Consider the following 26,110-nt stretch of genomic DNA (forward strand, 5'->3'; position numbering starts at 1 on the left):
GACATGCCTGCTATCCCTCTCGAACATGGATTGGCCGTTGCCGGCATCCTGTTCTGCCTTGGTCTGGTCGGCCTGATGGTCCGCCGCAACATTTTGTTCGTGTTGATGAGTCTGGAAGTAATGATGAACGCCTCTGCACTGGCCTTCATCGTTGCGGGCGCCCGCTGGGCGCAACCGGATGGACAGATCATGTTCATCCTGGTGATCAGCCTGGCAGCCGCCGAGGCCAGTATTGGCCTGGCGATCCTGCTGCAACTGTATCGCCGCTTCCACACGCTCGATATCGACGCTGCCAGTGAGATGCGCGGATGAACCTAATCTTTCTGACTTTCGTATTCCCTCTGATCGGTTTCCTGCTGCTGTCGTTTTCCCGTGGACGCTGGTCGGAAAACCTCTCGGCGCTGATCGGCGTGGGTTCCATCGGCCTGTCGGCGATTGTCGCCGCCTACGTCATCTGGCAATTCAACGTCGCGCCTCCCGAGGGCGGTCACTACACCCTGGTGCTGTGGAAATGGATGGCGGTCGAAGGCTTCAAGCCTGACTTCGCCCTCTACATCGACGGTCTGTCGATCACCATGCTCGGCGTGGTGGTGGGTGTCGGTTTCCTGATCCACCTGTTCGCGTCCTGGTACATGCGCGGCGAAGCGGGTTACTCGCGCTTCTTCTCGTACACCAACCTGTTTATCGCCAGCATGCTGTTCCTGGTGCTCGGCGATAACCTGTTGTTCCTGTACTTCGGCTGGGAAGGCGTAGGCCTGTGCTCGTACCTGTTGATCGGTTTCTACTACAGCAACCGCAACAACGGTAACGCCGCACTCAAGGCCTTCATCGTGACCCGGATCGGCGACGTGTTCATGGCCATCGGCCTGTTCATCCTGTTCCAGCAAGTGGGCACGCTGAACATCCAGGAACTGCTGGTGCTGGCACCGCAGAAATTCCAGGCCGGCGACTTCTGGATCACCCTGGCGACCCTGATGCTGCTGGGTGGTGCGGTCGGTAAATCGGCGCAACTGCCACTGCAAACCTGGCTCGCGGACGCGATGGCCGGTCCGACCCCGGTGTCGGCACTGATCCACGCTGCGACCATGGTGACGGCGGGTGTCTACCTGATCGCCCGTACCCACGGCCTGTTCACCCTGGCGCCGGAAATCCTGCACCTGGTCGGCATCGTCGGTGGTGTGACCCTGGTGCTGGCAGGTTTCGCCGCCCTGGTACAGACCGACATCAAACGTATCCTCGCCTACTCGACCATGAGCCAGATCGGCTACATGTTCCTGGCGCTGGGCGTGGGTGCCTGGGATGGCGCGATTTTCCACCTGATGACTCACGCCTTCTTCAAGGCCCTGCTGTTCCTTGCTTCCGGTGCGGTGATCGTTGCCTGCCACCACGAGCAGAACATCTTCAAGATGGGCGGTCTGTGGAAAAAGCTGCCACTGGCCTATGCCAGCTTCATCGTCGGTGGTGCTGCACTGGCCGCCCTGCCTCTGGTCACCGCCGGTTTCTACTCCAAGGACGAAATCCTTTGGGAAGCGTTCGCCAGCGGTAACCACGGTCTGCTTTACGCCGGTCTGGTCGGCGCGTTCATGACCTCTCTGTACACCTTCCGCCTGATCTTCATCACGTTCCACGGTGAAGCCAAGACCGAAGCCCACGCCGGTCACGGCATCGCTCACTGGCTGCCGCTGTCGGTGCTGATCGTGCTGTCGACTTTCGTCGGCGCGATGATCGTACCGCCGCTGCACGGCGTACTGCCGGAGAGCGTCGGCCATGCCGGTGGCGAAGCCAAGCACAGTCTGGAAATCGCCTCGGGCGCCATCGCCCTGGCCGGTATCCTGCTGGCGGCCCTGCTGTTCCTCGGCAAGCGTCGCTTCGTGACGGCGATCGCCAACAGCGGCATCGGCCGTTTCCTTTCGGCCTGGTGGTTCGCTGCCTGGGGCTTCGACTGGATCTACGACAAACTGTTCGTCAAGCCGTACCTTGCGATCAGCCATGTACTGCGCAGAGACCCGCTCGACCAGACCATCGGTCTGATCCCGCGTATGGCCAAAGGCGGTCACACCGCCCTGAGCCGCACCGAGACCGGTCAACTGCGTTGGTATGCCGCCTCGATGGCTGCTGGTGCCGTGCTGGTAATCGGCGCCATCGTGCTGGTAGCGGTCTGATATGAACCTTGCGAATTTGCGAAAGGAAACGAGCCCGTCATGATTCTGCCTTGGCTAATCCTGATCCCCTTCATCGGCGGCCTGCTGTGCTGGATGGGTGAGCGCTTCGGCGCTACCCTCCCCCGCTGGATTGCGCTGTTGACCATGACCCTGGAACTCGCCCTCGGCCTCTGGCTGTGGGCCCACGGTGACTATTCATTTGCTCCGGCGCCTGGCGCCGATCCGACCTGGGCGCTCGAGTTCAAGCACGTCTGGATCCAGCGCTTCGGCATCAACGTGCACCTGGCCCTCGACGGTCTGTCGCTGTTGATGATCCTGCTGACCGGCCTGCTGGGTATCCTCTCGGTACTCTGCTCGTGGAAAGAGATTCAACGTCACGTTGGCTTCTTCCACCTGAACCTGATGTGGATCCTGGGCGGCGTTGTCGGCGTGTTCCTCGCCCTCGACCTGTTCATGTTCTTCTTCTTCTGGGAAATGATGCTGGTGCCGATGTACTTCCTCATCGCGCTCTGGGGTCACAGTTCTTCGGACGGCAAGAAAACCCGGATCTACGCGGCGACCAAGTTCTTCATCTTCACTCAGGCTTCCGGCCTGATCATGCTGGTGGCGATCCTCGGTCTGGTACTGGTCAACTTCAACAACACCGGCGTGATTACCTTCAACTACGCCGACCTGTTGAAGACCAAGATGTCGATGACCACCGAGTACATCCTGATGCTCGGCTTCTTCATCGCCTTCGCGGTCAAGCTGCCAGTCGTACCGTTCCACTCGTGGCTGCCTGATGCGCACGCCCAGGCACCGACTGCCGGTTCCGTCGACCTCGCCGGTATCCTGCTGAAAACCGCGGCCTACGGTCTGCTGCGTTTCGCCCTGCCGCTGTTCCCGAATGCTTCGGCCGAGTTCGCGCCGATCGCCATGACCCTCGGTCTGATCGGGATCTTCTACGGTGCGTTCCTCGCGTTCGCGCAAACCGACATCAAGCGTCTGATCGCCTTCTCGTCCGTTTCCCACATGGGCTTCGTGTTGATCGGCATCTACTCCGGCAGCCAACTGGCGCTGCAAGGTGCAGTGATCCAGATGCTCGCGCACGGTCTGTCGGCGGCAGCACTGTTTATCCTCAGCGGTCAGCTGTACGAGCGTCTGCACACCCGTGACATGCGTGAGATGGGCGGTCTGTGGTCGCGTATCGCTTATCTGCCGGCGATCAGCCTGTTCTTTGCCGCCGCCTCTCTGGGTCTGCCGGGTACCGGTAACTTCGTCGGCGAGTTCCTGATCCTGATCGGTACGTTCGCCAGTGCGCCATGGATCACCGCGATTGCCACCTCCGGTCTGGTGTTCGGTTCGGTCTACTCGCTGATCATGATCCACCGTGCCTACTTCGGTCCGTCGAAATCGGATTCGATCCTGCACGGCATGGACGGTCGCGAACTGACCATGGTGCTGGGCCTTGCGGCGCTGCTGATTTACCTCGGCGTCTACCCGCAACCGTTCCTCGACACTTCCGCCGCCACGATGCATGGCGTGCAGCAGTGGCTCGGCACCGCCTTCACTCAACTCGCTTCGGCCCGGTAAGAGCGCTATGGAATTCACGATTCAACACTTTATTGCGCTTGCGCCACTGTTGATCACCAGCCTCACCATTATCGTGGTGATGCTGGCAATCGCCTGGCGCCGCAACCACTCGCAGACCTTCCTGATCTCGGTCGCCGGTCTGAACCTGGCCTTGCTGTCGATCCTGCCGGCCCTGAAAGTCGCGCCTCTGGCCGTGACCCCATTGCTGCAAGTCGACACCTTCGCCTGTCTGTACATGGCGCTGATCCTGGTCGCCACCCTCGCCTGTGTAACCCTCGCCCATGCCTACCTCGGCGATGGCGGCTCGGGTTACCCGGGCAACCGTGAAGAACTGTACCTGCTGATCCTGATGGCCGCCGCCGGTAGTCTGGTTCTGGTCAGCGCGCAGCATCTGGCCGGGTTGTTCATCGGTCTGGAACTGCTGTCGGTACCGGTCTACGGTCTGGTGGCTTACGCCTTCTTCAACAAGCGTTCGCTGGAAGCCGGCATCAAGTACATGGTGCTGTCGGCCGCCGGTTCCGCGTTCCTGCTGTTCGGTATGGCCCTGCTCTACGCTGATGCCGGCACCCTGAGCTTCAACGGTATCGGTCAGGCACTGGCTACCACCAACCTGCCGAGCTCGCTGGCTCAGTTGGGTCTGGGCATGATGCTGATCGGTCTGGCGTTCAAGCTGTCGCTGGTACCGTTCCACCTGTGGACGCCGGACGTGTACGAAGGTGCTCCGGCGCCGGTGGCCGCGTTCCTCGCCACGGCGTCGAAGGTTGCCGTGTTCGCGGTGATGGTGCGTCTGTTCCAGATCTCCCCTGCCGCGAGCAGTGGCGTGCTGAGCGACGTACTGACCGTCATCGCCATCGCCTCGATCCTGTTCGGTAACCTGCTGGCCCTGACCCAAAGCAACCTCAAGCGTCTGCTCGGTTACTCGTCCATCGCACACTTCGGCTACCTGCTGATCGCACTGGTGGCGAGCAAGGGTCTGGCGGTGGAAGCCATCGGCGTGTATCTGGTGACTTATGTGATCACCAGCCTCGGCGCGTTCGGCGTGATCACCCTGATGTCCTCGCCGTACAACGGCCGTGACGCCGACGCGCTGTACGAGTACCGCGGCCTGTTCTGGCGCCGTCCGTACCTGACCGCGGTACTGACCGTGATGATGCTGTCCCTGGCCGGTATCCCGCTGACTGCCGGCTTCATCGGCAAGTTCTACATCATCGCCACCGGTGTCGAGTCGCACCAATGGTGGCTGGTCGGTTCCCTGGTACTGGGCAGCGCCATCGGCGTGTTCTACTACCTGCGTGTGATGGTCACCCTGTACCTGATCGAACCGAACCTGCGCCGCCACGACGCCCAGCTGCACTGGGAACAGAAAGCAGGCGGTGTAATGCTGCTGGCTATCGCCGTGGTTGCGTTCTTCCTCGGTGTGTACCCGCAGCCATTGCTGACGCTGGTTCAGCAGGCGGGTCTGGCAGGCTGATTGCTCGGCTGGCTGGAAACGGAAACGGCACCTTCGGGTGCCGTTTTTGTTTTTGCGGGAATCAACATCAAAAGATCGCAGCCTTCGGCAGCTCCTACATTGGGATGGTATGCGGTCTGTAGGAGCTGCCGAAGGCTGCGATCTTTTGACTTATAACGCTCTCCCCTTTCTAGGAATTTGCCTGCAAAGTGGTGAGCAATGGCTGACATTCTGCAGAAGGTAATTGCGGTTAAATTTGAGGATCAACTATCAAGTGGAGATCCACGAACCATGAAGCGGGATATTTTTTCAGAGTTGATGGATGGCCTTGATGCGATAGCCGAAGAACGCCAAGGCAAAATTACCTTGAAGAAGACGCGTGTAAAACGGATCGGCGACACGAAGGGCAAACTCATACTTCCCGCCGAAACTGATGCCTCTCTATCACACGGTTTGCTGGATACCTTCGAACGATAAAAAGCCACATCGGCTCTCATGTGATCTATCAGACTCACTCAACCCACTGTGGGAGCGAGCCTGATCCGGGCGGCGTTCCGACGAAGGCGTCGGCACATCCCCATCTTCAGTGCCTGACACTCCGCTTTCGCGAGCAGGCTCGCTCCCACAGGTTTATGTGGCGTTCACTCAATCCATATAACCACATGACGAAATTGTAATTCCCCCATCACCTTGGCGTTATCCGCAGCCTGCAACGATGTGACCCGGCGACCAATGCCGGCGGGCCCTGCCCCGCCGAACAATAAGACCACGCCGACGCACGTTCCCGTTCTGCCGAACCCAAGGAGTGTTTGATGGTTAACCCTACAAAAATATCGATGGCCGCTTTAGCGGTGGTAGTCGGCGCCGGGCCGTCCATGGTGTTTGCAGAAGACAAGCCTGAGGGCTTTGTTGAAGGCAGCAGCCTGACGGTGCTCAACCGCAACTTCTACTTCAATCGTGATCATCGCAACGGCCAGTCCAGCCCCACCGGCAACGGTTACTCCGAGGCCTGGGCGCATGCGGTGATCAGCAAGTTCGAATCCGGTTTTACCCAAGGCACCGTCGGGGTCGGGGTCGATGCGTTTGCCATGATCGGTTTGAAACTCGATACCGGTGACGGACGTAATGGAGGGCGCAGTTCGTTCGATGTATTGCCGGTCAACAGTGACGGCCAGGCACGGGATGAATACACCAAGATCGGTGGCGCCGCGAAAGTGCGGGCGTTCGACACGGTGATCAAGGTCGGGGATGTGTTTCCGGCCAACCCGGTGGTGGCGGCCGGTGACTCACGCTTGCTGCCGGAAAGCTTTCGCGGGGTGACGGCGACCAACACCAGCATCGACGGTCTGTCGATTCAGGGCGGTCGTCTGCATGCGATGAGCCAACCGGTGTCCAGCGACATGCGCGAAAATTTCGCCACGTTTTACGCCGGTCCGGTCAACTCGCCGTGGATCGCTTACGGCGGTGGTGATTATGTGCTGAACAAGAACCTCAGTTTCAGCCTGTACTCCAGCCGCCTCAAGGACGCCTGGAACCAGTATTACGCCGGCACCGCCTGGACCTATCCGCTGGCGGACGACCTGTCGCTGTTCGGGGGGCTGAACTATTACAAAGCGGTCGACGAAGGCAAACAACTGCTCGGCCAGTTCGACAACAACATCTGGAGCGGCCGCGTCGGGGTGAAACTCGGTGCGCACTCCGTCGCCCTCTCCCACCAGCGCAACAACGGCAACGACGACTTCGATTACCTGCGCCAGTCTGACTCGATCTTTCTCGACAACTCGATCCAGTACAGCGACTTCAACTCGCCGAAAGAACGTTCGTGGATGGTGCGCTATGACCTCGACATGAGCACTTACGGCGTACCCGGTTTGTCGTTCATGACCCGTTACGCGCGCGGCACCGACGCCGATTATTCCAACGCCAACGCCGTGTACATGCGCCGCGATGCCGACGGCAATCCGCTGACCGACCAGAAACGCTGGGAGCGTGATGTGGAAGTCAAATACGTGGTGCAGAGCGGTTCGATGAAAGACCTGTCGCTGCGTCTGCGCCAGGCCACCACTCGCGCCACGGCATTCGAGTCGGACCTGGACGAAGTGCGCGTGATCGTCGAATACCCGCTGGCGATTCTCTGAGTTTCCCGAGCAACACCATTCACCTTTAGAAGCTCCTTGCTCCTTTGGTCAGAGGTGAATTTTTTGGCGCCCTTCGGGGCGCCTTTTTTATCCCGTCCGAAACACACTCCTGTAGGAGCTGCCGCAGGCTGCGATCCCTTGATTTTGGTTTTTTAGATCAAGATCAAAAGATCGCAGCCTTCGGCAGCGCCTACAGAAGACATTGGTCAGGCGCTGGGTTCGACGTTATCCAGTGCCTTGTTCACCGCCAGTTCACCGAGCATGACCACCTGAGCGATGCCGAGCAGCGTCTTGCGATGCGTGCCCTCCAGCAAGGCGGCGAAGTCGCCGAGCATCACCGTGGCCGAGGCCAGGGATTCGCAGGCGTTGGCCAGCAGGGATTCGGTGTCGGCGTAGGGGTTGATCAGGAACAGCGCGTTGGCGGTGTAAGGTGTGGCCATGATGGGCGCTGCGGGCTTGAGGTAGTAGTCGAGGGCGCGGTCGGCGGCTTCGTGGAGCTTGTGGGTGTCGATGGCGGCGTAGGGGGATGTTGGATCGGGGTCTGCAGGCGTGTCTGTTTCGGGCGGATTCGGTGTTGGCTTTTTCATGTTTTTTCTCCTTCAAAACGTTGGAGCTGACCCGATCGGTTCCACGCGATGGGGTGGCAGCTGTACGCAGGTTGGAACCCGGGGAACGGAGAAACCCGGCAGACTCGAAAGTCTCCCACGCACAGCCGCCATTACAGACTGCACACCATGAAGATGGGCAAGCATACGTCATGAAAGACGCTTTGGCGCTGACACGTTCTCCGGGGTTCCAATCCCGATCGCTGATTTGGCAGCGACCCACACAGGCTAGAGAGCGGACGTCTGAGGGACAACCTGAAAACATTGTGGGAAGGTTCTGTTTTGCCCACACAACCTTAAACATCCCGAATTGAAATACCGATCGTGATACTGAAAATGTGCCCCGTGCAGAAGCTGCCGCAGGCTGCGATCTTTTGACTTTGATTTTAAGATCAAGATCAAAAGATCGCAGCCTTCGGCAGCTCCTACAGGGATAGGGATTAATTAGCCACCACTGTTGCGGCACACACCCGCCACGCTGTACTTGAGCGTATTGAGCTGCCCTTGCGAGTCCTCGTAGGTCATGGCTGTCGGGACCACCGAGCAAGCCGGCTGCGGCTTCACCACGCTGACGATTTTCACCACGTCCAGCTTCATCCCGTATTCATATTCCTTGACCACCGGCGGCGCTTTGCCCTGCTCGGCGGCATATTGCTCCATGGCTTTGGCGTTGGCGCTGAAGGCACGCTCGAAAGTGCGGTCACCGCCGCCTTCGGCCATGACCAGAGAAGACATCGCCATGACACTGGCGAACGCGATCAACTTGCGTATTTTCATATCCATTTCCTTCCCATCCAGGCATAAAAAAGCCCAGCATCGATGCGCGATGACGGGCTTGATCAAGTGCTGTCGCTTACAGGCTCTTGCGGTTGTCGACGGCTTTTTCATTGACCACCACCGGGTTGCCGGCGGCTTTTTCCTTGGCCACGAACAGCTCCATGGAACGGTCGTTGTTGGTCATCATCCGGTCGAACGTGCGGTCGCCGCCACCTTCAGCCATGACCAGGGAAGACATCGCCAACGCCACCACAAAAGCACCCATTTGTACGATTTTCATTTTTGATTCCTCGTTTAAGTAACTGACGGGATCAAGGTAACAAGGCGTACCTTTCGTGACGGTGGCGGGGGAATTACAGATTCGTAATGTGGCAAGTACGGCAGCCACACAGAAAATCTCAGGCCTGAGAAATACCTTGTGGCGAGGGGATTTATCCCCGATGGGGCCGCGCAGCGGCCCCGCTCTTTATCCAAAAAAGCGGGCTTGCTGCGCAGCCCCATCGGGGATAAATCCCCTCGCCACAAAGGTAGTGCTGTTCTACCGGATGGGCACTACGTCCTCATCCCGGCGATGGGCGATCTGGTACAGCGCCGGCAATATCAGCAGCGTGAGAATGGTCGAGGACAGAATCCCGCCAATCACCACCGTCGCCAGCGGCCGCTGCACTTCAGCACCGGTGCCGGTTGCCAGCGCCATCGGAATAAACCCCAGCGACGCCACCAGCGCCGTCATCAATACCGGCCGCAACCGCGTGAGCGCGCCGACATTGATCGCCTCGGCCAACGCCCTTCCTTCCTCGCGCAAATTGCGAATAAACGCGATCATCACCAGCCCGTTGAGCACCGCCACCCCGGACAGCGCAATAAACCCGACGCCTGCCGAAATCGACAACGGAATATCCCGCAGCCACAGCGCCATCACCCCGCCGGTCAGCGCAAACGGAATCCCGGTGAACACCAGCAAGCCGTCCTTCAGATTGTTGAACATCATGAACAACAGCCCGAACACCAGCAGCAGCGCCACCGGCACCACAATCTGCAAGCGCTTGGCCGCCGATTGCAGTTGCTCGAACTGCCCGCCCCAACGGGTCCAGTAACCGGCCGGGACCTGCACCTCGCGCTCGATCACCGCACTCGCTTCGCTGACGAACGAGCCGATATCGCGCCCGCGCACGTTGGCGCTGACGATCACCAGGCGCTTGCCGTTTTCGCGGCTGACCTGGTTCGGCCCGAGCACCAGATCGAGGCTGGCGACGTCTTTCAGCGCGATAAAACCAATCTGGTTCGCCGCACCGCTCAGCGCCGGCACCGGAATCAGCAGCGCCGACAAACCCTCGATGTCCTTGCGCATGGCATCGGACAACCGCACCACCATGTCGAAGCGCCGATCGCCCTCATACAAGGTGCCAGCCTGTCGCCCGCCGACGGCCACGGCGATGGTGTCCTGCACATCGCCGACGTTGAGCCCGTAACGCGCCGCCTTGTCGCGGTCGATGTTGATGGTCAGCACCGGCAGCCCGGTGGTCTGCTCGACCTTCACTTCAGAGGCGCCATTGACCTTCTGCATCGCCGCCGCGATCTTCGCTGCCGTGGCGTTGAGCACGTCCATGTCATCGCCGAACACCTTCACCGCGACATCGCTGCGCACGCCGGAAATCAGTTCGTTGAAGCGCAACTGGATCGGCTGCGACAGTTCATAGTTACTGCCCGGCAGCGTCGCGGCAGCGGCTTGCAGTTCGGCCATCAGGGTTTCGCGGGACTTGTTCGGGTCTGGCCATTGCTCCTTGGGTTTGAGCATCACGTAGCTGTCGGAGATGTTCGGCGGCATCGGGTCGGAAGCGATTTCCGCCGTGCCGGTGCGGGCGAACACCCGTTCAACCTCCGGCACTTTGGCCAGGATCAAGGTTTCCAGGCGCTGCTGCATGTCCACCGATTGCGTCAGGCTGGTACCCGGCACGCGCAGTGCTTGCAGAGCGAAATCCCCTTCACTTAGGCTCGGCACAAACTCGCTGCCCATGCGGCTGGTGAGCACGCCGCTGAGCACGATCACCGCCAACGCCGCGCCCACCGCAACCGTGCGATGGGCCATGACCCAGGCCAGCGCCGGCGCATACACCCGACGTGCGCCGCGCATGACCGCGCCCTCTTCTTCCTTGACCTTGCCGGTGACAAACAGCGCAATCGCCGCCGGCACGAAGGTCACCGACAGCAGCATCGCACCGAGCAGCGCGATGACCACGGTGAGCGCCATCGGGTGGAACATTTTCCCTTCGACGCCGCTCAGGGCGAAGATCGGCAGGTACACCACCATGATGATCAACTGACCGAAAATCAGCGGGCGCCGCGCCTCTTTCGCGGCGGCGAACACTTCCTTGAAACGCTCGGCACGGCTCAACAAACGCCCGTGATGTTGCTGCGCATGCGCCAGACGACGCAGGGTGTTTTCGACGATCACCACCGCGCCGTCGACGATAATGCCGAAGTCCAGCGCGCCGAGGCTCATAAGGTTGGCGCTGACCTTGTTGCTGAACATGCCGGTGAAGGTGAACAGCATCGACAGCGGAATCACCATCGCGGTAATCAGCGCAGCGCGAATGTTGCCGAGGAACAGGAACAGAATCGCGATCACCAGAACCGCGCCTTCAATCAGGTTCTTTTTCACCGTGGCGATGGCTTTGTCGACCAGGTGCGTGCGGTCGTACACCGGCACCGCAATCACGCCTTGCGGCAGGGATTTATTGATCTGTTCGAGCTTGCTCGCGACCGCTTGCGACACGGTGCGGCTGTTCTCGCCGATCAACATGAACACCGTGCCGAGCACCACTTCACGACCGTTTTCCGTGGCTGCGCCGCTGCGCAGTTCGCGGCCGATTTCCACGGTGGCGACGTTCTTCACCCGGATCGGCGTGCCATCGACATTGGCCATGACGATGTTGGCGATGTCCTCGGTGCTCGCCACTTGCCCTGGTGCGCGGATCAGCAACTGCTCGCCGCTGCGCTCGATGTAGCCGGCGCCGACGTTGGCGTTGTTGCGCTCCAGCGCGGTGATCAGATCGGTGAGGGTGAGCTTGTACGCGGCGAGGCGTTTCGGATCCGGCGCGATCTGGTATTCCTTGGCAAAACCACCGATGGTGTTGATCTCGGCAACACCCGGTACGTTGCGCAATTGCGGCTTGATGATCCAGTCCTGAATCACCCGCAGATCGGTCGGCGTGTAGGCTGTGCCGTCGTCCTTCAACGCGCCTTCCTTCGCCTCCACCGTCCACAGAAAGATCTCGCCGAGGCCGGTGGAAATCGGCCCCATCAGCGCTTCCGCGCCTTCGGGCAATTGCTCCCTGGCGATCTGCAGGCGCTCGTTGACCAGTTGGCGGGCGAAGAACAGGTCGGTGCCGTCCTTGAAGATCACCGTGACCTGCGACAGCCCGGAGCGCGACAGCGAACGGGTCTGCTCCAGTGCCGGCAAACCGGCCATCGCGGTTTCAATCGGGAAAGTGATGCGCTGCTCGGTTTCCAGCGGCGAGAACCCGGCGGCGCCGGTGTTGATCTGCACCTGGACGTTGGTGATGTCGGGCACGGCGTCGATCGGCAGTTTCTGATAACTGGCGATGCCGAGGCCGGCCATGAGCAGAACGGCGAGCAGCACGATGATGCGCTGCTCGATGGCAAACTGGATCAGGCGTTCGAACATGGTGACCTTCCAGAATTAATGACTGTGCTCGGCTGAGGCTTTGCCCAGCTCCGACTTGAGGACGAAGCTGCCGGCGCTGGCGACTTGCACGCCCGGTTCCAGCCCTTGGGTGACTTCCACGTGGCCGGCGGCGCGGCTGCCCAATTCCACCGCCTGCGCCTTGAAGCCGTCGTCGGTACGCACGAACACCGTGGGTTTGTCCTCGACGGTCTGGATCGCGGTTTCCGGCACGGCCACTTTCGCTTCGCGGCTGTCAGTGGCGACCCGTGCGCTGACGAACAGCCCCGGTCGCCACGAGCCTTGCGGGTTTTCCAGCGTCACTCGCACGGTCGCGGTGCGGGTCTGTTCGCCGAGCAGGCTACCGACGTAAGCCACGCTGCCAGTCACTTCAGCTTTCAATTCCGGCGCACTGACGGTGACCGGTTTGCCCACCTGCACCTGGGTCAGGTCCTTGGGCGAAACGCCGAAGGTCACCCACACGCGGGACAAGTCCGACAGGGTGAACGCGGCGGTGGTTTCATCGACCACCTCGCCCGGCGTCAGGTGTTTTTCCACCACCACGCCGTCGAATGGCGCGCGCAGTTCGTAGCGATTGCCGCCGGTGGCGACCACGCTGCCGCTGAGCACGCTGATTTTCTGTCGGGCGTTGTTCATGGCGATTTCCGCTTCTTCCAACGCTTGCTTTGCCTGGAGGAAATCCTGTTCGGCGGAGATCTTGTCCTGCCAGAGCTTTTTCTCGCGCTCGTAGGTGGTACGTGCCAACGCCAAGCGACGTTGCGCGGCGGCCTGCTCGCTGCGCTGATCGGAGATCTGTTGACTGGCGATCACCGCCAGCAACTGGCCCTTCTTCACCGCTTGCCCGAGGTTGACCGCCACCGACTCGACCACCCCCGGCACGCGTGGCACGACGTGCGCGGTGCGGTCCTCGTCGAAGCGCACTTCGCCGGGAAACGACAAGCCGAGACTGATGCTTTGCGCCCGCGCCTCGGCCAGTTGAATGCCTGCGGCGGCGATCTGCTCGGCGCTCAATTCGATGTGGCCTTCTTCGGCATGTTCGCCTTCGGCGGCAGCGCCCTCCTCGGCATGGTCAGCATGTTCGGAAGCCTCATCGGCATGCGCGTCGATGTTGCTCGTGGCCGGCCACATCGAACCGATGCCAATACCCAGCGCCAGAGTCGCCACCGCGACCACCATCAGTTTTTTATCCATGGAAACTCCTCTGCGCCGTGCCATCGCGCAGTTGTCTGAAAAGTGAAATTCAAGGGCTGACGCTGAGGTCGCCGAAGATCCGTTCGAGACGCACGCGGGCGTCGGTCGCCTCGCTGACGGCCTGGATGTATTGGCCACGCGCGGCAATCAGGGTGCGCTGCGCGTCGAGCACGTCGAGGAAGCCGAACTTGCCCATTTCGAAACCACGGGTGGCGCTGTCCACCGCACTTTGTGCGGCGGGCAGGATGGTCTGATTGAACGCGTTGACTTCGCCGTTGGCGGTCTGCCATTGCTCAAGGCTGGTCTGAACTTCAGTGCGCAAACGCAGCTCGGTGGCGTTGCGCAGATCCCGCGCCTGATCGCTGCGCCGTGCGGCGGCGAGCACGTTGCCCTGATTGCGGTTGAACAGCGGAATCGGCATCGACAGCCCGACCACGTTGACCCGTTCGCGCTCAGTTTCGCTGTACTGGCTGCCGATGCTGACGGTCAGATCGGGAATGCGCTGCGACTTTTCCAGGCCCAATGAGGCTTCGCGTTGATCGATCTGCAGTTTCGCCAGACGCAGCTCGGCGGTCTGGTTCAGACGCTCGAGCAAGCGGCCGGGCGGCGGCAGCGTGGCGAGGTTTTGCGTGGCGGCTTGCACGTTGGTCGAAGTCGGCAACGGCGCGCCCATGACCTGCGCCAACTGTTGATACGCGTTGGCCTGATCGCGCTCGGCGCGGCTCACCTCCAGGCGCACTTCCGAGAGCTGCACCTGTGCCCGCGTGCCTTCGACCGGCGACGATTTGCCGGCCTCGATCCGGCCCTGGGCCACGCGCAAGCCGTGCTCGGCCAGTTGCAGCGACTGGCGCGCCAACTGCAAGCGTTGCTGCGCGGTTTGCGCACTGTTGAACGCCTGAATCACATCGGCGCGCAAGGCATTGCGCTTGCGCTCCAGCTCGATGCTGGCAGCGTCCTGCGCGCGGCTGGCAACATCGATCCGCGCTGCGCGTTTACCGCCCAGCTCAATCGGCTGACTGAGCATCAGCGTGGTGGTGCGCGAGTCGCGCCGGGTGTCTTCGGCTTCCCACGACACTTCGGGGTTTGGAATCAGGCCAGCCTGTTGGCGATCGCCCTCGGCAATGCCGATTTCCCACTGCGCGGCGGCGAGATCGGGGTTGCCGGCGAAGGCACTTTGCAGCGCCTGATCAAGCGTCAGGGTCGAGGCGCTGGCAAGGCTGCTGCACGCCAACCACAAGAGGCCGCTGGCAGTTATGTTCAGGCGTGATCGCGCCGTCAGTTTTATTAAACCGGGCAATTGGAAGACTTCCTTTATTCAAGAATCTTTGATGCCGCCACGGTAGGGTTTTGAACTTATCGTCAAGGTGACTGGAACATTACAAATCCGTTATCAACGGTTAGCGAAAGTTGTTTTGCTCTAGGATGCGAAGTGCAAACGGCGTTGTCGTAATACATCGAAACACATACGCACGGGTTATCTGCCAAACAGCACTTGCCGAAATCGAAGTCGCGGAAATTTGCTTTTTTAACTGCGACAGGGTGTCGCGCAACGCCGTTTTAAAGGCTCCGCTCGTTGACCCTGTAGCCACTTCAGCCTTTACCGTGCCTGGCATCAAGTTATTGAAACGTGCGCAAGGCCCTACAAAAACAACAACTTTCCCGACCGCCTTAATTAAACATCCATTAAATGAAAGTGGTGAAAGATCATGCGAATCCTTGTCGTCGAGGACGAGCTTAAAGCTGCCGAATACTTGCATCAGGGTTTGACCGAAAGTGGTTATATCGTTGACCACGCCGCCACCGGTGCCGATGGCTTGCATCTGGCGCAACAGCAGACGTACGACCTGATCATTCTCGACGTGAACTTGCCGGAACTGGACGGCTGGGGCGTCCTGGAACAACTGCGCCGTACCCACTCCACACGGGTGATGATGCTCACCGCGCGCGGGCGGCTGGCGGACAAGATTCGCGGTCTGGACCTGGGCGCCGACGACTATCTGGTCAAGCCGTTCGAGTTTCCCGAACTGCTGGCGCGGGTGCGCACCCTGATGCGCCGCAGCGAAAACATACCAGTGCCGCAGGTGTTGAAAGTCGCCGATCTGGAGCTCGACCCGGGCCGCCATCGGGCATTTCGCGGCGCGCAGCGCATCGACCTGACCACCAAGGAATTCGCCCTGCTGCACTTGTTGATGCGCCAGTCCGGCGAGGTGCTGACCCGTACGCAAATCATCTCGCTGGTGTGGGACATGAATTTCGACTGCGACACCAACGTGGTCGAAGTGTCGATCCGCCGTTTGCGGGCGAAGATCGACGACCCGTTCGCCAACAAGCTGATCCACACCCTGCGCGGTGTCGGCTACGTGCTGGAGGCGCGGGAATGAAGCCGGCCAGCCTGTCGATGCGCCTCGGTTTGACGGTGAGTATTCTCGGCGCGCTGTTGGTGGTGTTTCTGGCGATCCTTGCCTATTTCGCCCTGACTCATGAGCTGAATGCGCTGTCGCGCGACAGCCTGCAAAAGAAGATGGCGCAGGTGGAGCACAGCCTGTCGCTGTACGTCGACGCCAATGAAGTCAGCGGCAAGCCGCACATTCTGCTCGATCAGGTCATGGGCCATGACAACCTGACACTGACGATTTATGACCGTTCGAACCTGCGTACGCCGCTGCTCAAATCCGGCTCGGGACTCAAGGATCCACGCGCCGAATTGCGCGCAGTGCGAACCACCACCGAACAATTGGCCTATAGCGAAAGCATCGATGACGAGGGCGCAAAGTTCCTTACCGCGTCGAAGCTGATTCGGCTCAAGGACGGCAGCAGCGTGCCGGTGCTGCTGTCGATGGACAACGCACATGATCAGGCGCTGCTCAGCGGCTATCTGCGCTCGACGCTGATTGCCTTGCCGCTGTTGCTGGTGTTCATCGGCCTGACGGCGTGGGGCGCGGTGCAGCGCGGACTGGCGCCGCTGCGCGAGTTTCGCAAAGTGGCGGCGATGGTTTCGACGCAGGATCTGGACCATCGGCTGTCGGTGGTGAACATGCCGCAGGAGCTGAGCGAACTGGCGCAGGGCATCAACTTCATGCTGCACCGCCTCGATGCCGGAGTGCAGCAGTTGTCGCAGTTCTCCGATGACCTGGCGCATGAGCTGCGCACGCCGATCAACAACCTGATGGGCAAGGCCCAGGTGACGCTGTCCCGCGAGCGTACGACCGAGGAGTACAAGGACGTGCTGGTGTCGTGTACCGAGGAGCTGGAACGCGTGGCGCGGATTGTCTCGGACATGCTGTTTCTGGCGCAGGTCAGTCACCCGTCGGCGCTGGCGCCGTTTGAAGCGGTGGCGCTGGAGGCGGAAGCGGCGAAGGTTGCGGAGATGTTTTCGCTGGCGGCGCAGGACAAGCAGATTCACTTGAATGTTGTCGGCAGCGCCTCGGTGTTGGGCGATCGACTGATGATTCAGCGGGCGATTTCCAATCTGCTGTCCAATGCGCTGCGTCATTGCCCGCACGGCAAAACCATCACCTTGCTGATCGAGCAAGGCGCGACGCAGGCTTCACTGCTGGTCAGCAATCCCGGCACCGGCATCGAGGCGCAACACCTGCCGCACCTGTTCGACCGCTTCTACCGCGTCGACAGCGCCCGCTCGCGCTCACAGGGCAGCACCGGGCTGGGCCTGGCGATCGTGCGCTCGATCATGAGCCTGCATCAGGGGGTGGCGGAGGTGAAAAGCTTGCCCGGCGTCATGACCGTATTCCGCCTCGGTTTTCCTGCGGCGGCACCCAAGGCCCCATCGCTTGCAGGCAAGCTCCCACAGTGATCTGCGATGTACCCGGGCCTGACGCCATGCTCGATACCAAGCATGAAGCTGGCATTGACCGGTGTCCTGTAGGAGCTGCCGCAGGGATCGGGGTGTTTTTGAGTTTTTTGGACGACACGCAAACTTGTGGGAGCTGGCTTGCCAGCGATGACGGCGGGTCAGTCACATCCTTATTTTTTTGACACACCGCTATCGCTGGCAAGCCAGCTCCCACAGTGAATCGCGGTGTACCCGGGCCTGACGCCACGCTTGATACCTTTGAAGAAATTCAAGCATGAAGCTGGCATTGACCGATGTCCTGTAGGAGCTGCCGCAGGCTGCGATCTTTTGCCTTGGCCTTTGAAGATCAGGAGCAAAAGATCGCAGCCTGCGGCAGCTCCTACAGAGTGTCGGGGTGTTTTGGGGGGTTGTGGACACCACTGAAACCTGTGGGAGCTTGCCTGCAAGCGATGGCGGTAGATCAGGCAGCAAAAAAAACGGCACCTTACGGTGCCGTTTGCTTTCACACATCAACCATCACTTACGCGCATCCGCCCACGATTTCAGCAGTTCGTTGTAGCTCACGGTCTCGCCCTTCGGCTTCTCGTTGGCCAGTTTCGGTTTCGGTGCGCCCGGTTGGTCGAACCAGTATTGCGCGTCGCGTTCCGGGTTCATTTTCGGGGCGCACGTGGCTTGCGCTTTGGAGCGTTCCAGACGCGTCATGATCGCGTCCTGATCCTTGGCCAGGCCATCCAGCGCCTGCTGCGGAGTCTTCTCGCCGCTGGCCGCTTCGGCGATGTGGCTCCACCACAATTGCGCCAGACGCGGATAGTCAGGCACGTTGGTCCCGGTCGGGGTCCATTGCACGCGGGCCGGGCTGCGGTAGAACTCGACCAGGCCACCGAGTTTCGGCGCCAGATCGGTCATCGCCTGCGAGTTGATATCCGACTCGCGAATCGGTGTCAGGCCGACGATGGTTTTCTTCAGCGACACGGTTTTCGAGGTGACGAACTGCGCGTACAGCCACGCCGCGAGTTTCTGTTTCTCAGGCGTGGATTTCATGAACGTCCACGAACCCACGTCCTGATAGCCGAGCTTCATGCCCTCTTCCCAATACGGCCCGCGCGGCGACGGTGCCATGCGCCATTTCGGCGTGCCGTCGGCGTTGACCACCGGCAGGCCCGGCTTGGTCATGTCGGCGGTGAACGCGGTGTACCAGAAAATCTGCTGGGCGATGTTGCCCTGCGACGGCACCGGGCCGGACTCGGAGAAGGTCATGCCCGCCGCTTCCGGTGGCGCGTATGCCTTGAGCCAGTCGACGTATTTCTGCGTGGCGAACACCGCCGCCGGGCCGTTGGTGTCGCCGCCACGGGTCACGCTGGATCCGACCGGATGGCAGTCCTCGACGCGAATCCCCCACTCGTCCACCGGCAGACCGTTGGGCAAGCCCTTGTCGCCGCCACCGGCCATGGAGAACCAGGCATCGGTGAAGCGCCAGCCCAGCGACGGGTCTTTCTTGCCGTAGTCCATGTGCCCGTAGACGCGTTTGCCGTCGATTTCCTTGACGTCTTCGCTGAAGAATTTGGCGATGTCTTCATAGGCCGACCAGTTCACCGGCACGCCGAGTTCGTAGCCGTACTTTTCCTTGAACTTGGCTTTCAGGTCGGCGCGTTCGAACCAGTCGGCGCGGAACCAGTACAGGTTGGCGAACTGCTGATCGGGCAACTGATAAATCTTGCCGTCCGGCGCGGTGGTAAACGAGATGCCGATGAAATCCTTGATGTCGAGGGTCGGCGAAGTGAAGTTCTTGCCTTCGTTGGCCATCAGGTCAGTGATCGACTCGGTCTTGCCGTAGCGAAAGTGCGTACCGATCAAATCCGAGTCGTTGACCCAACCGTCGTAGATGTTCTTGTCCGACTGCATCACCGTCTGCATTTTTTCCACCACGTCGCCTTCTTGCAGCAGGTCGTGGGTGAGTTTGATCCCGGTGATTTCGCTGAACGCCTTAGCCAGCACCTTGGACTCGTATTCGTGGGTGGTCAGGGTCTCGGAAACCACTTTGATTTCCATGCCGCGAAACGGCTCGGCGGCCTTGATGAACCACTTCAATTCTTCGAGCTGCTGATCCGCCGTCAGGGTCGACGGCTTGAACTCGCTGCCAATCCATTTTTTCGCAGCGTCTTCGTAGGCATCGGCCCAGGCCGAAGCGCTCAAACCGCTGAGTGCGAGCATGGCTGCCAATGAAATGCTATGTCGCAGCTTATTGTTTTTATCGAACATAGAGACCTCCAGTTAGAGTTTCGGAGCACGATTGCCGAGCGACTCGACTAGCCCCAGCGCATCACAACCAACAGCCACACCAGAGACAGCGCGGACGCCACCCAGATGCTCCAGTCGGTGACGCCGATTACCAGCAGATGCAGGTAGGCGCTGCCGAGAAGACCGATGAACAAGCGATCGCCACGGGTGGTGGCAATCGGCAGAAAACCGCGTCGCAGGATGCTCGGCGAGCGCAGTTCCCAGGTGGTCATGCCCACCAGCAACAGGCCGATGGCAATAAAGAACCCCGCCGTGGGGGTGGTCCAGCTCATCCATTCCATCATGCGTTCCTCAGACCCGACCGAGGGCAAAGCCCTTGGCCACGTGGTTGCGAACAAACCAGATCACCAGCATGCCCGGCAGGATGGTCAGCACCCCCGCCGCGGCCAGCACGCCCCAGTCGATGCCCGAGGCCGACACGGTGCGGGTCATCACCGCGGCAATCGGCTTGGCATTCACCGAGGTCAGCGTGCGCGCCAGCAGCAGTTCGACCCAGGAAAACATGAAGCAGAAGAACGCCGTGACGCCGATCCCGGAGCCGATCAGCGGGATGAAAATCTTCACGAAGAACTTGGGGAAGCTGTAGCCGTCGATGTACGCGGTTTCGTCGATTTCCTTGGGCACCCCGGACATGAACCCCTCAAGAATCCAAACCGCCAGCGGCACGTTGAACAGGCAGTGCGCGAGTGCCACGGCGATGTGCGTATCGAACAGCCCGATCGACGAATACAACTGAAAGAACGGCAACAGAAACACCGCCGGCGGCGCCATGCGGTTGGTCAGCAGCCAGAAGAACAGGTGCTTGTCACCGAGGAAGCGATAGCGAGAAAACGCGTACGCCGCCGGCAACGCCACACTCAGCGAGATCACCGTGTTGAGGCTGACGTAATACAGCGAATTGAGATAACCGGTGTACCAGCTCGGGTCGGTGAAAATCACCTTGTAGTTGTGCCAGGTGAAATCCTGCGGAAACAGGGTCAACCCGCCGAGGATTTCGGTGTTGCTCTTGAACGACATGTTCAGCAGCCAGTAGATCGGCACCAGCAGGAACAGGATGTACACCAGCAACGGAATCAGCTTTCTTTTGTGCATGGCCGGGCCCTCAGCGATTGGCGTCGGAATGGGTCATGGCGGTGTAGAACAGCCACGAGACCAGCAGGATGATCAGGAAATACACCAGCGAAAACGCCGCTGCCGGGCCCAGATCGAATTGGCCGACCGCCATCTGCGTCAAGGTCTGACTGAGGAAGGTCGTGGCATTACCCGGCCCGCCGCCGGTGAGCACGAACGGCTCGGTGTAAATCATGAAACTGTCCATGAAGCGCAGCATCACCGCGATCAGCAGCACGCTTTTCAGCTTGGGCAACTGGATGTGCCTGAACACTGCCCAGGCCGAGGCGCGGTCGATGCGCGCCGCCTGGTAATACACGTCAGGAATCGCCCGCAACCCGGAGAAACACAGCAGCGCCACCAGCGAAGTCCAGTGCCAGACGTCCATCACCAGCACCGTGACCCAGGCGTCCATGGTGTTGGCCGCGTAGTTGTAGCTGATGCCCAGCGCATTCAGGCTCGACCCGAGCAGACCGATGTCGGCGCGGCCGAAGATCTGCCAGATGGTGCCGACCACGTTCCACGGGATCAGCAGCGGAATCGCCAGGATGATCAGCACCACTGACGACCAGCGCCCCTTGGTCGGCATGGTCAGGGCGACGGCGATACCCAGCGGAATTTCAATCAACAGCACGCAGGCCGAGTAGATGAACTGGCGCAGCAACGAGTCATGCAGACGCGGGTCGAGCAGCACCTGCTTGTACCAGTCGGCACCGACGAAGTAGCGGCTGGACTGGTCGAAAATGTCCTGCACCGAATAGTTGACCACGGTCATCATCGGGATCACCGCACTGAACGCCACCAGCAGAAACACCGGCAACACCAGCCACCAGGCCTTGTTGTTCTGCACCTTGTTCATGGCTGCACCTCGGTAGAGTCGGTGTCTTCAAGAAGAAACTCGTCGGCATATACCATCAGCCACTGCGCCGGAAAACTGATGTACGCGGTACCCTGCGGCACCGGTTTGTCTTCGGCCAGACGCACCTTCAACGGCGCGCCGTCGAGGTCGAGGGTGAGGATCTTGTAGGTGCCCAGGTCTTCGACGTGGACCACCCGCGCCTGCATCGCTTCGTCAAACGGTTCATCCCAGACATGGATGAACTCGGGGCGGATGCCGACCTTCAGATTTTTCCACTGGCCGTGTTCGATATGCCGCTGCAAGGCGTCGGACAGTGGCAGGTGCGTCGAAGCGAAACCGACCCCGCCCGGCTGCGGCTGCACCTCGATCAGGTTCATCCCCGGGCTGCCGATGAAGTAGCCGACAAAGGTGTGGCTCGGCCGCTCGAACAATTCCCGCGGGGTGCCGAACTGCACGATCTGGCCGCCGTACATCACCGCGATCTTGTCGGCGAAGGTCGAAGCTTCGAGCTGATCGTGGGTGACGTAGACCATGGTGATGTTGAACTGCTCGTGGATCTGCTTGAGCTTGCGTCGCAGCTTCCACTTCAGGTGCGGGTCGATCACCGTCAGCGGTTCGTCGAAGAGGATTGCCGAGACGTCGTCACGCACCAGGCCACGGCCCATGGAGACTTTTTGCTTTTCGTCAGCGGTGAGGTTGCGGGCCTTCTTGCTCAGCAGGTTTTGCAGGTCGAGGACTTCGGCGATTTCCTGCACTTTGCTGTGCACTTTCGCCTCGGCCATGCCCTGATTTCTCAGGGGAAAGGCCAGGTTATCGAACACGGTCATGGTGTCGTAGACCACCGGAAACTGGAACACTTGGGCGATGTTGCGCTTCTCCGGGGTCAGGTCATTGACCGCTTTGCCATCGAACAGCACATGCCCCTGCGAGGGGCTGAGCAGGCCGGAAATGATGTTGAGCAACGTCGACTTGCCGCAACCCGAAGGGCCGAGCAAGGCATAGGCGCCGCCCTGCTCCCAAATATGGTCCATTTCGCGGATCGCGTAATCGTCAGGCCCGCTCGGCTGCTTGCTGTAGCTGTGGGCGAGGTGCTGCAAACGAATTTCGGCCATCAGGCAACCCTCGCGACACGCCGGCCCGGTGCCTGCACCAGACGGCCCTGCGCATCGAACACGAACAGTTTGTGGGTCGGGATGTAGATGCGGATCGGCGCATCGACGTCGTATTCGTGAACGCCGGGCAGGTGCAGCACCAGCAGGAAATGTTCGTTGCGCACGTGCAGGAAGGTTTCCGAACCGCTGATCTCGGCCACCTCGACGGTGACCGCCAGTTCCAGATCGTCATCGTTGCTCGGCACCAGCGAAATGTGGCTGGGGCGCACGCCGAAGCGGAACTCGCCCTCGCCCACCGGCCGTAGATCGACGTTCAACGGGAAGTGCACGAAGTTGGCAAAGCTGACTTCGTTGCCGGCAATGCGCCCGGGCATCAGGTTGATCGGCGGTTCGGAGAACAACTCCGCTGCCAGCACGGTTTGCGGCTGGTGATACACCGAAGTCGACGGGCCGCTCTGGATCACCCGGCCTTCGTGAAGGATGGTCGTGGTGCCGCCCAAGGCCAACGCTTCGTTGGGCTCGGTGGTGGCGTAGATCGCGATGGTGTGGCGGGCTTTGAACAGCTCGCGCATCTCTTGGCGCAGTTCTTCGCGCAGCTTGTAGTCGAGGTTGACCAGCGGCTCGTCGAACAGGATCAGTTCGGCATCCTTGACCAGCGCCCGGGCCATCGCCGTGCGCTGCTGCTGACCGCCGGACAGCTCCAGCGGATGGCGCTGCAGGAACTTCTCGATGCGCAGCATCCGTGCGGTTTCCTGCACCTTGCTGTGGATGATGTCCTTGGCGACACCGGCCTGACGCAGCGGCGAGGCGATGTTCTCGAACACGGTCATGGTCGGGTAATTGATGAACTGCTGATAGACCATCGACACGTTGCGCAGGCGCACCGGGCGCTGGGTGACGTCGACGCCGTTCATCAGGACGCGGCCGCTGTCGGGCTTGTCCAGGCCGGCCATCAAACGCATCAGGCTGGTCTTGCCGGACAGCGTGCGGCCGAGCAGAACGTTGAAGGATCCGGGTTCGAAGGTCAGGCAGGCATCGTCGATCCAGGTCTGGCCCTCGACGGTGCGGCTGACGTGCTCCAGGGTGAGTGACATGGCTCGGCCTTTTTTATTATTTGGAGTCAAGCGACCTGTGCAGCAGAGCGACATTCGTGCCAGAAATGGCAAGTGGTTGATTTGTCGTGAAAAGTGTCGAAAACGTGGGGAACGGGCGTTCATTGCTGAACACATTTGAACAGTCGGGCGATTGACAATGAACAATAGTGAACAACACTCTACGGGCTGCTCACCTTCCTGTAGGAGCTGCCGAAGGCTGCGATCTTTTGATCTTGTTTTTTAAAGTCAAAGTCAAAAGATCGCAGCCTTCGGCAGCTCCTACAGGGATCGCATAAAAATAATAAGAATGCTGCATCAGAGGCCCACCACCATGGCCGCACCTGCTCCGCCGCTGTCCCACGACGCGATCATCCAGACCTCCTGGCAACGTTGCCGCGCCTTCGGCCTTGACCACCAGAGCGCCCCGGCCTTCGATCAATTGCCCGCCGCCGGCATCGCGCAGTTGCTCGACCGTCACCACGCGCTGGTGCAAACCACCCATCAGGAAGTGCTGCCGTATTACGAGAACATCCTCAGCAACTCCAATTGCCTGATCATGCTCGCCGACCACCAGGGTCAGGTGCTGACCTCGTGGGGCACCCAGCGCTTTATCGAGCCGAACCTGGCCCGGGGTTTTCGCGCCGGAGCGAGCTGGATGGAACGCTGCAGCGGCACCAATGCCATCGGCACCGCGCTGGCCTGCGAGCAAGCGGTGCACATCGAGCACGATGAACACTTTCTGAAAGCCAACCGCTTCATGACCGGTTCTGCCGCGCCGATTTTCGATGCCGAGCGCAAGGTCATCGCCGTGCTCGACGTGTCCAGCGACAGCTACCTGCCGCCCTCGCACACCTTGGGCATGGTCAAGATGATGAGCCAGACCGTGGAGAACCGGCTGATCCTCAACCTGTTCCACGGTCAGCACTTTCAACTGACCTTCAACACCGGGTTGAACAACCTCGACAGTCAGTGGGCCGGTTTGTTGATTTTCGATGAGAGCGGGCAGGTGCTGTCGGCTAATCGCCGCGCGGACAATCTGCTCGGCGTGCGCCTGTCGCGGGTCAGTGTCGAGAGCCTGTTCAACGTGTCGCTGCTGGAACTGATGAATCAGCCCGACGGCTTGCCGTTTGCCTTGCAGACCTCGGGGCGCAACCGTTTCCAGTGCCTGTTGAAGCGACCGCAACAGGCGCCTGTTCAGCCTCGGGTATTTGCCGAACCGAAAACGGCGCCGATCAAAGCGCCGGGCGTGATCAGCCTCAACTCTCTGCATTTTGGTGACAGCCGCGTAGAAAAAGCCGTGCGCCAGGCCGAACGCCTGCTGGAGAAAGACATTCCACTGTTGATCCACGGCGAAACCGGGGTCGGCAAGGAAGTCTTCGTCAAAGCGCTGCACCAAGCCAGCTCACGCAGCAAACAGGCATTCATCGCCGTCAACTGCGCGGCGATCCCCGCCGAACTGGTGGAATCGGAACTGTTCGGCTACGAAAAAGGCGCATTCACCGGCGCCAACCAGAAAGGCAGCATCGGCCTGATCCGCAAGGCTGACAAAGGCACCCTCTTCCTCGACGAAATCGGCGACATGCCGTTGCCGACTCAGGCGCGGTTGTTGCGGGTGTTGCAGGAGCGTTGCGTGCAGCCGGTGGGCAGCAGCGAATTGTTCCCGGTGGATCTGCGGATCATCTCGGCGACCAACCGCTCTTTGCGCGAACAAGTGCAACTGGGCCGGTTTCGCGAGGACTTGTACTACCGAATTGGCGGTTTGACGCTGGAACTGCCGCCGCTCAGAGAGCGCAGTGATAAAGAGGCGCTGTTCAAACGCCTGTGGGAGCAGCATCGTGAACCGACACAATGGGCCGGGCTCAGCCGCGAAGTGCTGGAGTTGTTCAGCCGACATCCGTGGCCGGGCAATCTGCGTCAGGTCAGCAGCGTGATGCAGGTGGCGCTGGCCATGGCCGAGGAACAACCGGTACGGCCGGAGCATCTGCCGGATGATTTTTTTGTCGATCTGGAGATGGAGCCGGTGGGGGTGGCCGAGCCGTTGGGCATCGACCTGAGCGATGCCGAGGCGTTGAACCGGGAGTTGAAAGCCGCCGGGGGCAATATTTCGCATCTGGCGCGCAGGCTTGGGGTGAGCCGAAATACGCTCTACAAGCGTTTGCGGCAGGCCGAATGACTGGTTGCCTGGGCGGACCCCATCGCTGGCAAGCCAGCTCCCACAGTGTTCC

20 protein-coding genes and 1 pseudogene are annotated in these 26,110 nt (G+C 60.6%); 9 read left to right on the forward strand and 12 right to left on the reverse strand.

All coding sequences use genetic code 11. The annotated features are described in order from the left end of the window. The first annotated feature begins 3 nt into the window (after positions 1–3). The 6 genes and pseudogenes from nuoK to KVQ82_RS18965 all read left to right on the forward strand — a co-directional run bounded on the left by nuoK (position 4) and on the right by KVQ82_RS18965 (position 7,322). Positions 4–312: an NADH-quinone oxidoreductase subunit NuoK gene (nuoK, locus tag KVQ82_RS18940; protein ID WP_003180046.1), complete on the forward strand. Its 309-nt coding sequence runs from the start codon at positions 4–6 to the stop codon at positions 310–312. Then, entirely contained in the window at positions 309–2,162 is a 1,854-nt protein-coding gene (gene nuoL / locus KVQ82_RS18945; protein WP_095666946.1) for an NADH-quinone oxidoreductase subunit L, read from the forward strand. The genes nuoK and nuoL overlap by 4 nt, the downstream gene beginning before the upstream one ends. Positions 2,163–2,201: 39 nt before the next feature. Next, positions 2,202–3,734 (forward strand): NADH-quinone oxidoreductase subunit M, encoded by a 1,533-nt coding sequence (gene nuoM, locus KVQ82_RS18950; protein ID WP_027614661.1) that lies wholly within the window; start codon positions 2,202–2,204, stop codon positions 3,732–3,734. A 7-nt stretch (positions 3,735–3,741) separates the two neighbouring features. Then, positions 3,742–5,205: an NADH-quinone oxidoreductase subunit NuoN gene (nuoN, locus tag KVQ82_RS18955; RefSeq protein WP_222015186.1), complete on the forward strand. Its 1,464-nt coding sequence runs from the start codon at positions 3,742–3,744 to the stop codon at positions 5,203–5,205. 270 nt (positions 5,206–5,475) lie between these two features. Then, positions 5,476–5,556, forward strand: a pseudogene (locus KVQ82_RS31640) (transcriptional regulator); the annotation flags it as partial. A gap of 440 nt (positions 5,557–5,996) precedes the next feature. Further along, complete coding sequence (locus tag KVQ82_RS18965; RefSeq protein ID WP_222015189.1) at positions 5,997–7,322, forward strand: OprD family porin; 1,326 nt, start codon at positions 5,997–5,999, stop codon at positions 7,320–7,322. A gap of 206 nt (positions 7,323–7,528) precedes the next feature. Here the strand turns inward: KVQ82_RS18965 and KVQ82_RS18970 are convergent, their stop codons facing one another. The 6 genes from KVQ82_RS18970 to KVQ82_RS18995 all read right to left on the reverse strand — a co-directional run bounded on the left by KVQ82_RS18970 (position 7,529) and on the right by KVQ82_RS18995 (position 14,898). Beyond that, positions 7,529–7,909, reverse strand: a complete 381-nt coding sequence (locus KVQ82_RS18970; protein WP_222015191.1) for a DUF6124 family protein — start codon at positions 7,907–7,909, stop codon at positions 7,529–7,531. Between the two features lie 462 nt (positions 7,910–8,371). Next, positions 8,372–8,704, reverse strand: coding sequence for a DUF2790 domain-containing protein (locus KVQ82_RS18975; protein WP_041073199.1), 333 nt, complete (start codon positions 8,702–8,704; stop codon positions 8,372–8,374). 76 nt (positions 8,705–8,780) lie between these two features. Next, a complete protein-coding gene (locus KVQ82_RS18980; protein ID WP_182404272.1) occupies positions 8,781–8,984 on the reverse strand; it encodes a co-regulatory protein PtrA N-terminal domain-containing protein in 204 nt (67 codons plus the stop codon). 258 nt (positions 8,985–9,242) lie between these two features. Further along, positions 9,243–12,392, reverse strand: a complete 3,150-nt coding sequence (locus KVQ82_RS18985) for a CusA/CzcA family heavy metal efflux RND transporter (protein ID WP_222015192.1) — start codon at positions 12,390–12,392, stop codon at positions 9,243–9,245. Between the two features lie 15 nt (positions 12,393–12,407). Then, a complete protein-coding gene (locus KVQ82_RS18990; RefSeq protein ID WP_222015193.1) occupies positions 12,408–13,601 on the reverse strand; it encodes an efflux RND transporter periplasmic adaptor subunit in 1,194 nt (397 codons plus the stop codon). Positions 13,602–13,650: 49 nt separating this feature from the next. Beyond that, positions 13,651–14,898 (reverse strand): TolC family protein, encoded by a 1,248-nt coding sequence (locus KVQ82_RS18995; RefSeq protein ID WP_222015194.1) that lies wholly within the window; start codon positions 14,896–14,898, stop codon positions 13,651–13,653. A gap of 409 nt (positions 14,899–15,307) precedes the next feature. Here KVQ82_RS18995 and KVQ82_RS19000 point away from each other — a divergent pair, with 409 nt between their 5' ends. Both KVQ82_RS19000 and KVQ82_RS19005 read left to right on the forward strand, forming a co-directional pair. Next, on the forward strand, positions 15,308–15,982 hold the full coding sequence (locus KVQ82_RS19000) for a heavy metal response regulator transcription factor (protein ID WP_095666954.1): 675 nt from the start codon (positions 15,308–15,310) through the stop codon (positions 15,980–15,982). After that, on the forward strand, positions 15,979–17,412 hold the full coding sequence (locus KVQ82_RS19005; RefSeq protein WP_222015195.1) for a heavy metal sensor histidine kinase: 1,434 nt from the start codon (positions 15,979–15,981) through the stop codon (positions 17,410–17,412). The genes KVQ82_RS19000 and KVQ82_RS19005 overlap by 4 nt, the downstream gene beginning before the upstream one ends. 516 nt (positions 17,413–17,928) lie before the next feature. On the opposite strand, the gene KVQ82_RS19010 is transcribed toward KVQ82_RS19005, so the two are convergent. Genes KVQ82_RS19010 through KVQ82_RS19035 form a run of 6 tightly spaced genes read right to left on the reverse strand, consistent with a single transcriptional unit; the run spans position 17,929 to position 23,885 of the window. Further along, complete coding sequence (locus tag KVQ82_RS19010; protein ID WP_047291695.1) at positions 17,929–19,671, reverse strand: ABC transporter substrate-binding protein; 1,743 nt, start codon at positions 19,669–19,671, stop codon at positions 17,929–17,931. Between the two features lie 47 nt (positions 19,672–19,718). Further along, complete coding sequence (locus tag KVQ82_RS19015) at positions 19,719–19,991, reverse strand: DUF2160 domain-containing protein (protein WP_027614647.1); 273 nt, start codon at positions 19,989–19,991, stop codon at positions 19,719–19,721. Between the two features lie 10 nt (positions 19,992–20,001). After that, positions 20,002–20,802 (reverse strand): carbohydrate ABC transporter permease, encoded by an 801-nt coding sequence (locus KVQ82_RS19020; protein WP_041073277.1) that lies wholly within the window; start codon positions 20,800–20,802, stop codon positions 20,002–20,004. Between the two features lie 10 nt (positions 20,803–20,812). Continuing rightward, the gene (locus KVQ82_RS19025; protein ID WP_007961995.1) at positions 20,813–21,679 is read right to left on the reverse strand and encodes a carbohydrate ABC transporter permease; all 867 of its coding nucleotides are present in this window, start codon (positions 21,677–21,679) and stop codon (positions 20,813–20,815) included. Continuing rightward, positions 21,676–22,791: an ABC transporter ATP-binding protein gene (locus KVQ82_RS19030; protein WP_041073275.1), complete on the reverse strand. Its 1,116-nt coding sequence runs from the start codon at positions 22,789–22,791 to the stop codon at positions 21,676–21,678. The genes KVQ82_RS19025 and KVQ82_RS19030 overlap by 4 nt, the downstream gene beginning before the upstream one ends. Next, positions 22,791–23,885 carry an ABC transporter ATP-binding protein gene (locus KVQ82_RS19035; protein WP_041073274.1) on the reverse strand — a complete coding sequence of 365 codons (1,095 nt, stop codon included), beginning with the start codon at positions 23,883–23,885 and terminating at the stop codon, positions 22,791–22,793. Before KVQ82_RS19035 ends, KVQ82_RS19030 begins: the two co-directional genes overlap by 1 nt. 331 nt (positions 23,886–24,216) lie before the next feature. Between KVQ82_RS19035 and KVQ82_RS19040 the strand changes: the two genes are divergently transcribed. Further along, positions 24,217–26,058 (forward strand): sigma-54-dependent Fis family transcriptional regulator, encoded by a 1,842-nt coding sequence (locus KVQ82_RS19040; RefSeq protein ID WP_222015196.1) that lies wholly within the window; start codon positions 24,217–24,219, stop codon positions 26,056–26,058. The last annotated feature ends 52 nt before the right edge of the window (positions 26,059–26,110 follow it).

Origin of the sequence: Pseudomonas sp. AO-1 (assembly GCF_019775695.1) — a bacterium.
In the GTDB taxonomy this organism is placed as follows: Bacteria; Pseudomonadota; Gammaproteobacteria; order Pseudomonadales; family Pseudomonadaceae; genus Aquipseudomonas; species Aquipseudomonas parakoreensis.

Bases quoted from the DNA above. Each gene is read 5' to 3' on its own strand.
- nuoK (WP_003180046.1), top strand. From the start codon at position 4: ATGCCTGCTATCCCTCTCGAACATGGATTGGCCGTTGCCGGCATCCTG.
- nuoL (WP_095666946.1), top strand. From the start codon at position 309: ATGAACCTAATCTTTCTGACTTTCGTATTCCCTCTGATCGGTTTCCTG.
- nuoM (WP_027614661.1), top strand. From the start codon at position 2,202: ATGATTCTGCCTTGGCTAATCCTGATCCCCTTCATCGGCGGCCTGCTG.
- nuoN (WP_222015186.1), top strand. From the start codon at position 3,742: ATGGAATTCACGATTCAACACTTTATTGCGCTTGCGCCACTGTTGATC.
- KVQ82_RS18965 (WP_222015189.1), top strand. From the start codon at position 5,997: ATGGTTAACCCTACAAAAATATCGATGGCCGCTTTAGCGGTGGTAGTC.
- KVQ82_RS18970 (WP_222015191.1), bottom strand. From the start codon at position 7,909: ATGAAAAAGCCAACACCGAATCCGCCCGAAACAGACACGCCTGCAGAC.
- KVQ82_RS18975 (WP_041073199.1), bottom strand. From the start codon at position 8,704: ATGAAAATACGCAAGTTGATCGCGTTCGCCAGTGTCATGGCGATGTCT.
- KVQ82_RS18980 (WP_182404272.1), bottom strand. From the start codon at position 8,984: ATGAAAATCGTACAAATGGGTGCTTTTGTGGTGGCGTTGGCGATGTCT.
- KVQ82_RS18985 (WP_222015192.1), bottom strand. From the start codon at position 12,392: ATGTTCGAACGCCTGATCCAGTTTGCCATCGAGCAGCGCATCATCGTG.
- KVQ82_RS18990 (WP_222015193.1), bottom strand. From the start codon at position 13,601: ATGGATAAAAAACTGATGGTGGTCGCGGTGGCGACTCTGGCGCTGGGT.
- KVQ82_RS19000 (WP_095666954.1), top strand. From the start codon at position 15,308: ATGCGAATCCTTGTCGTCGAGGACGAGCTTAAAGCTGCCGAATACTTG.
- KVQ82_RS19005 (WP_222015195.1), top strand. From the start codon at position 15,979: ATGAAGCCGGCCAGCCTGTCGATGCGCCTCGGTTTGACGGTGAGTATT.
- KVQ82_RS19010 (WP_047291695.1), bottom strand. From the start codon at position 19,671: ATGTTCGATAAAAACAATAAGCTGCGACATAGCATTTCATTGGCAGCC.
- KVQ82_RS19015 (WP_027614647.1), bottom strand. From the start codon at position 19,991: ATGGAATGGATGAGCTGGACCACCCCCACGGCGGGGTTCTTTATTGCC.
- KVQ82_RS19020 (WP_041073277.1), bottom strand. From the start codon at position 20,802: ATGCACAAAAGAAAGCTGATTCCGTTGCTGGTGTACATCCTGTTCCTG.
- KVQ82_RS19025 (WP_007961995.1), bottom strand. From the start codon at position 21,679: ATGAACAAGGTGCAGAACAACAAGGCCTGGTGGCTGGTGTTGCCGGTG.
- KVQ82_RS19030 (WP_041073275.1), bottom strand. From the start codon at position 22,791: ATGGCCGAAATTCGTTTGCAGCACCTCGCCCACAGCTACAGCAAGCAG.
- KVQ82_RS19035 (WP_041073274.1), bottom strand. From the start codon at position 23,885: ATGTCACTCACCCTGGAGCACGTCAGCCGCACCGTCGAGGGCCAGACC.
- KVQ82_RS19040 (WP_222015196.1), top strand. From the start codon at position 24,217: ATGGCCGCACCTGCTCCGCCGCTGTCCCACGACGCGATCATCCAGACC.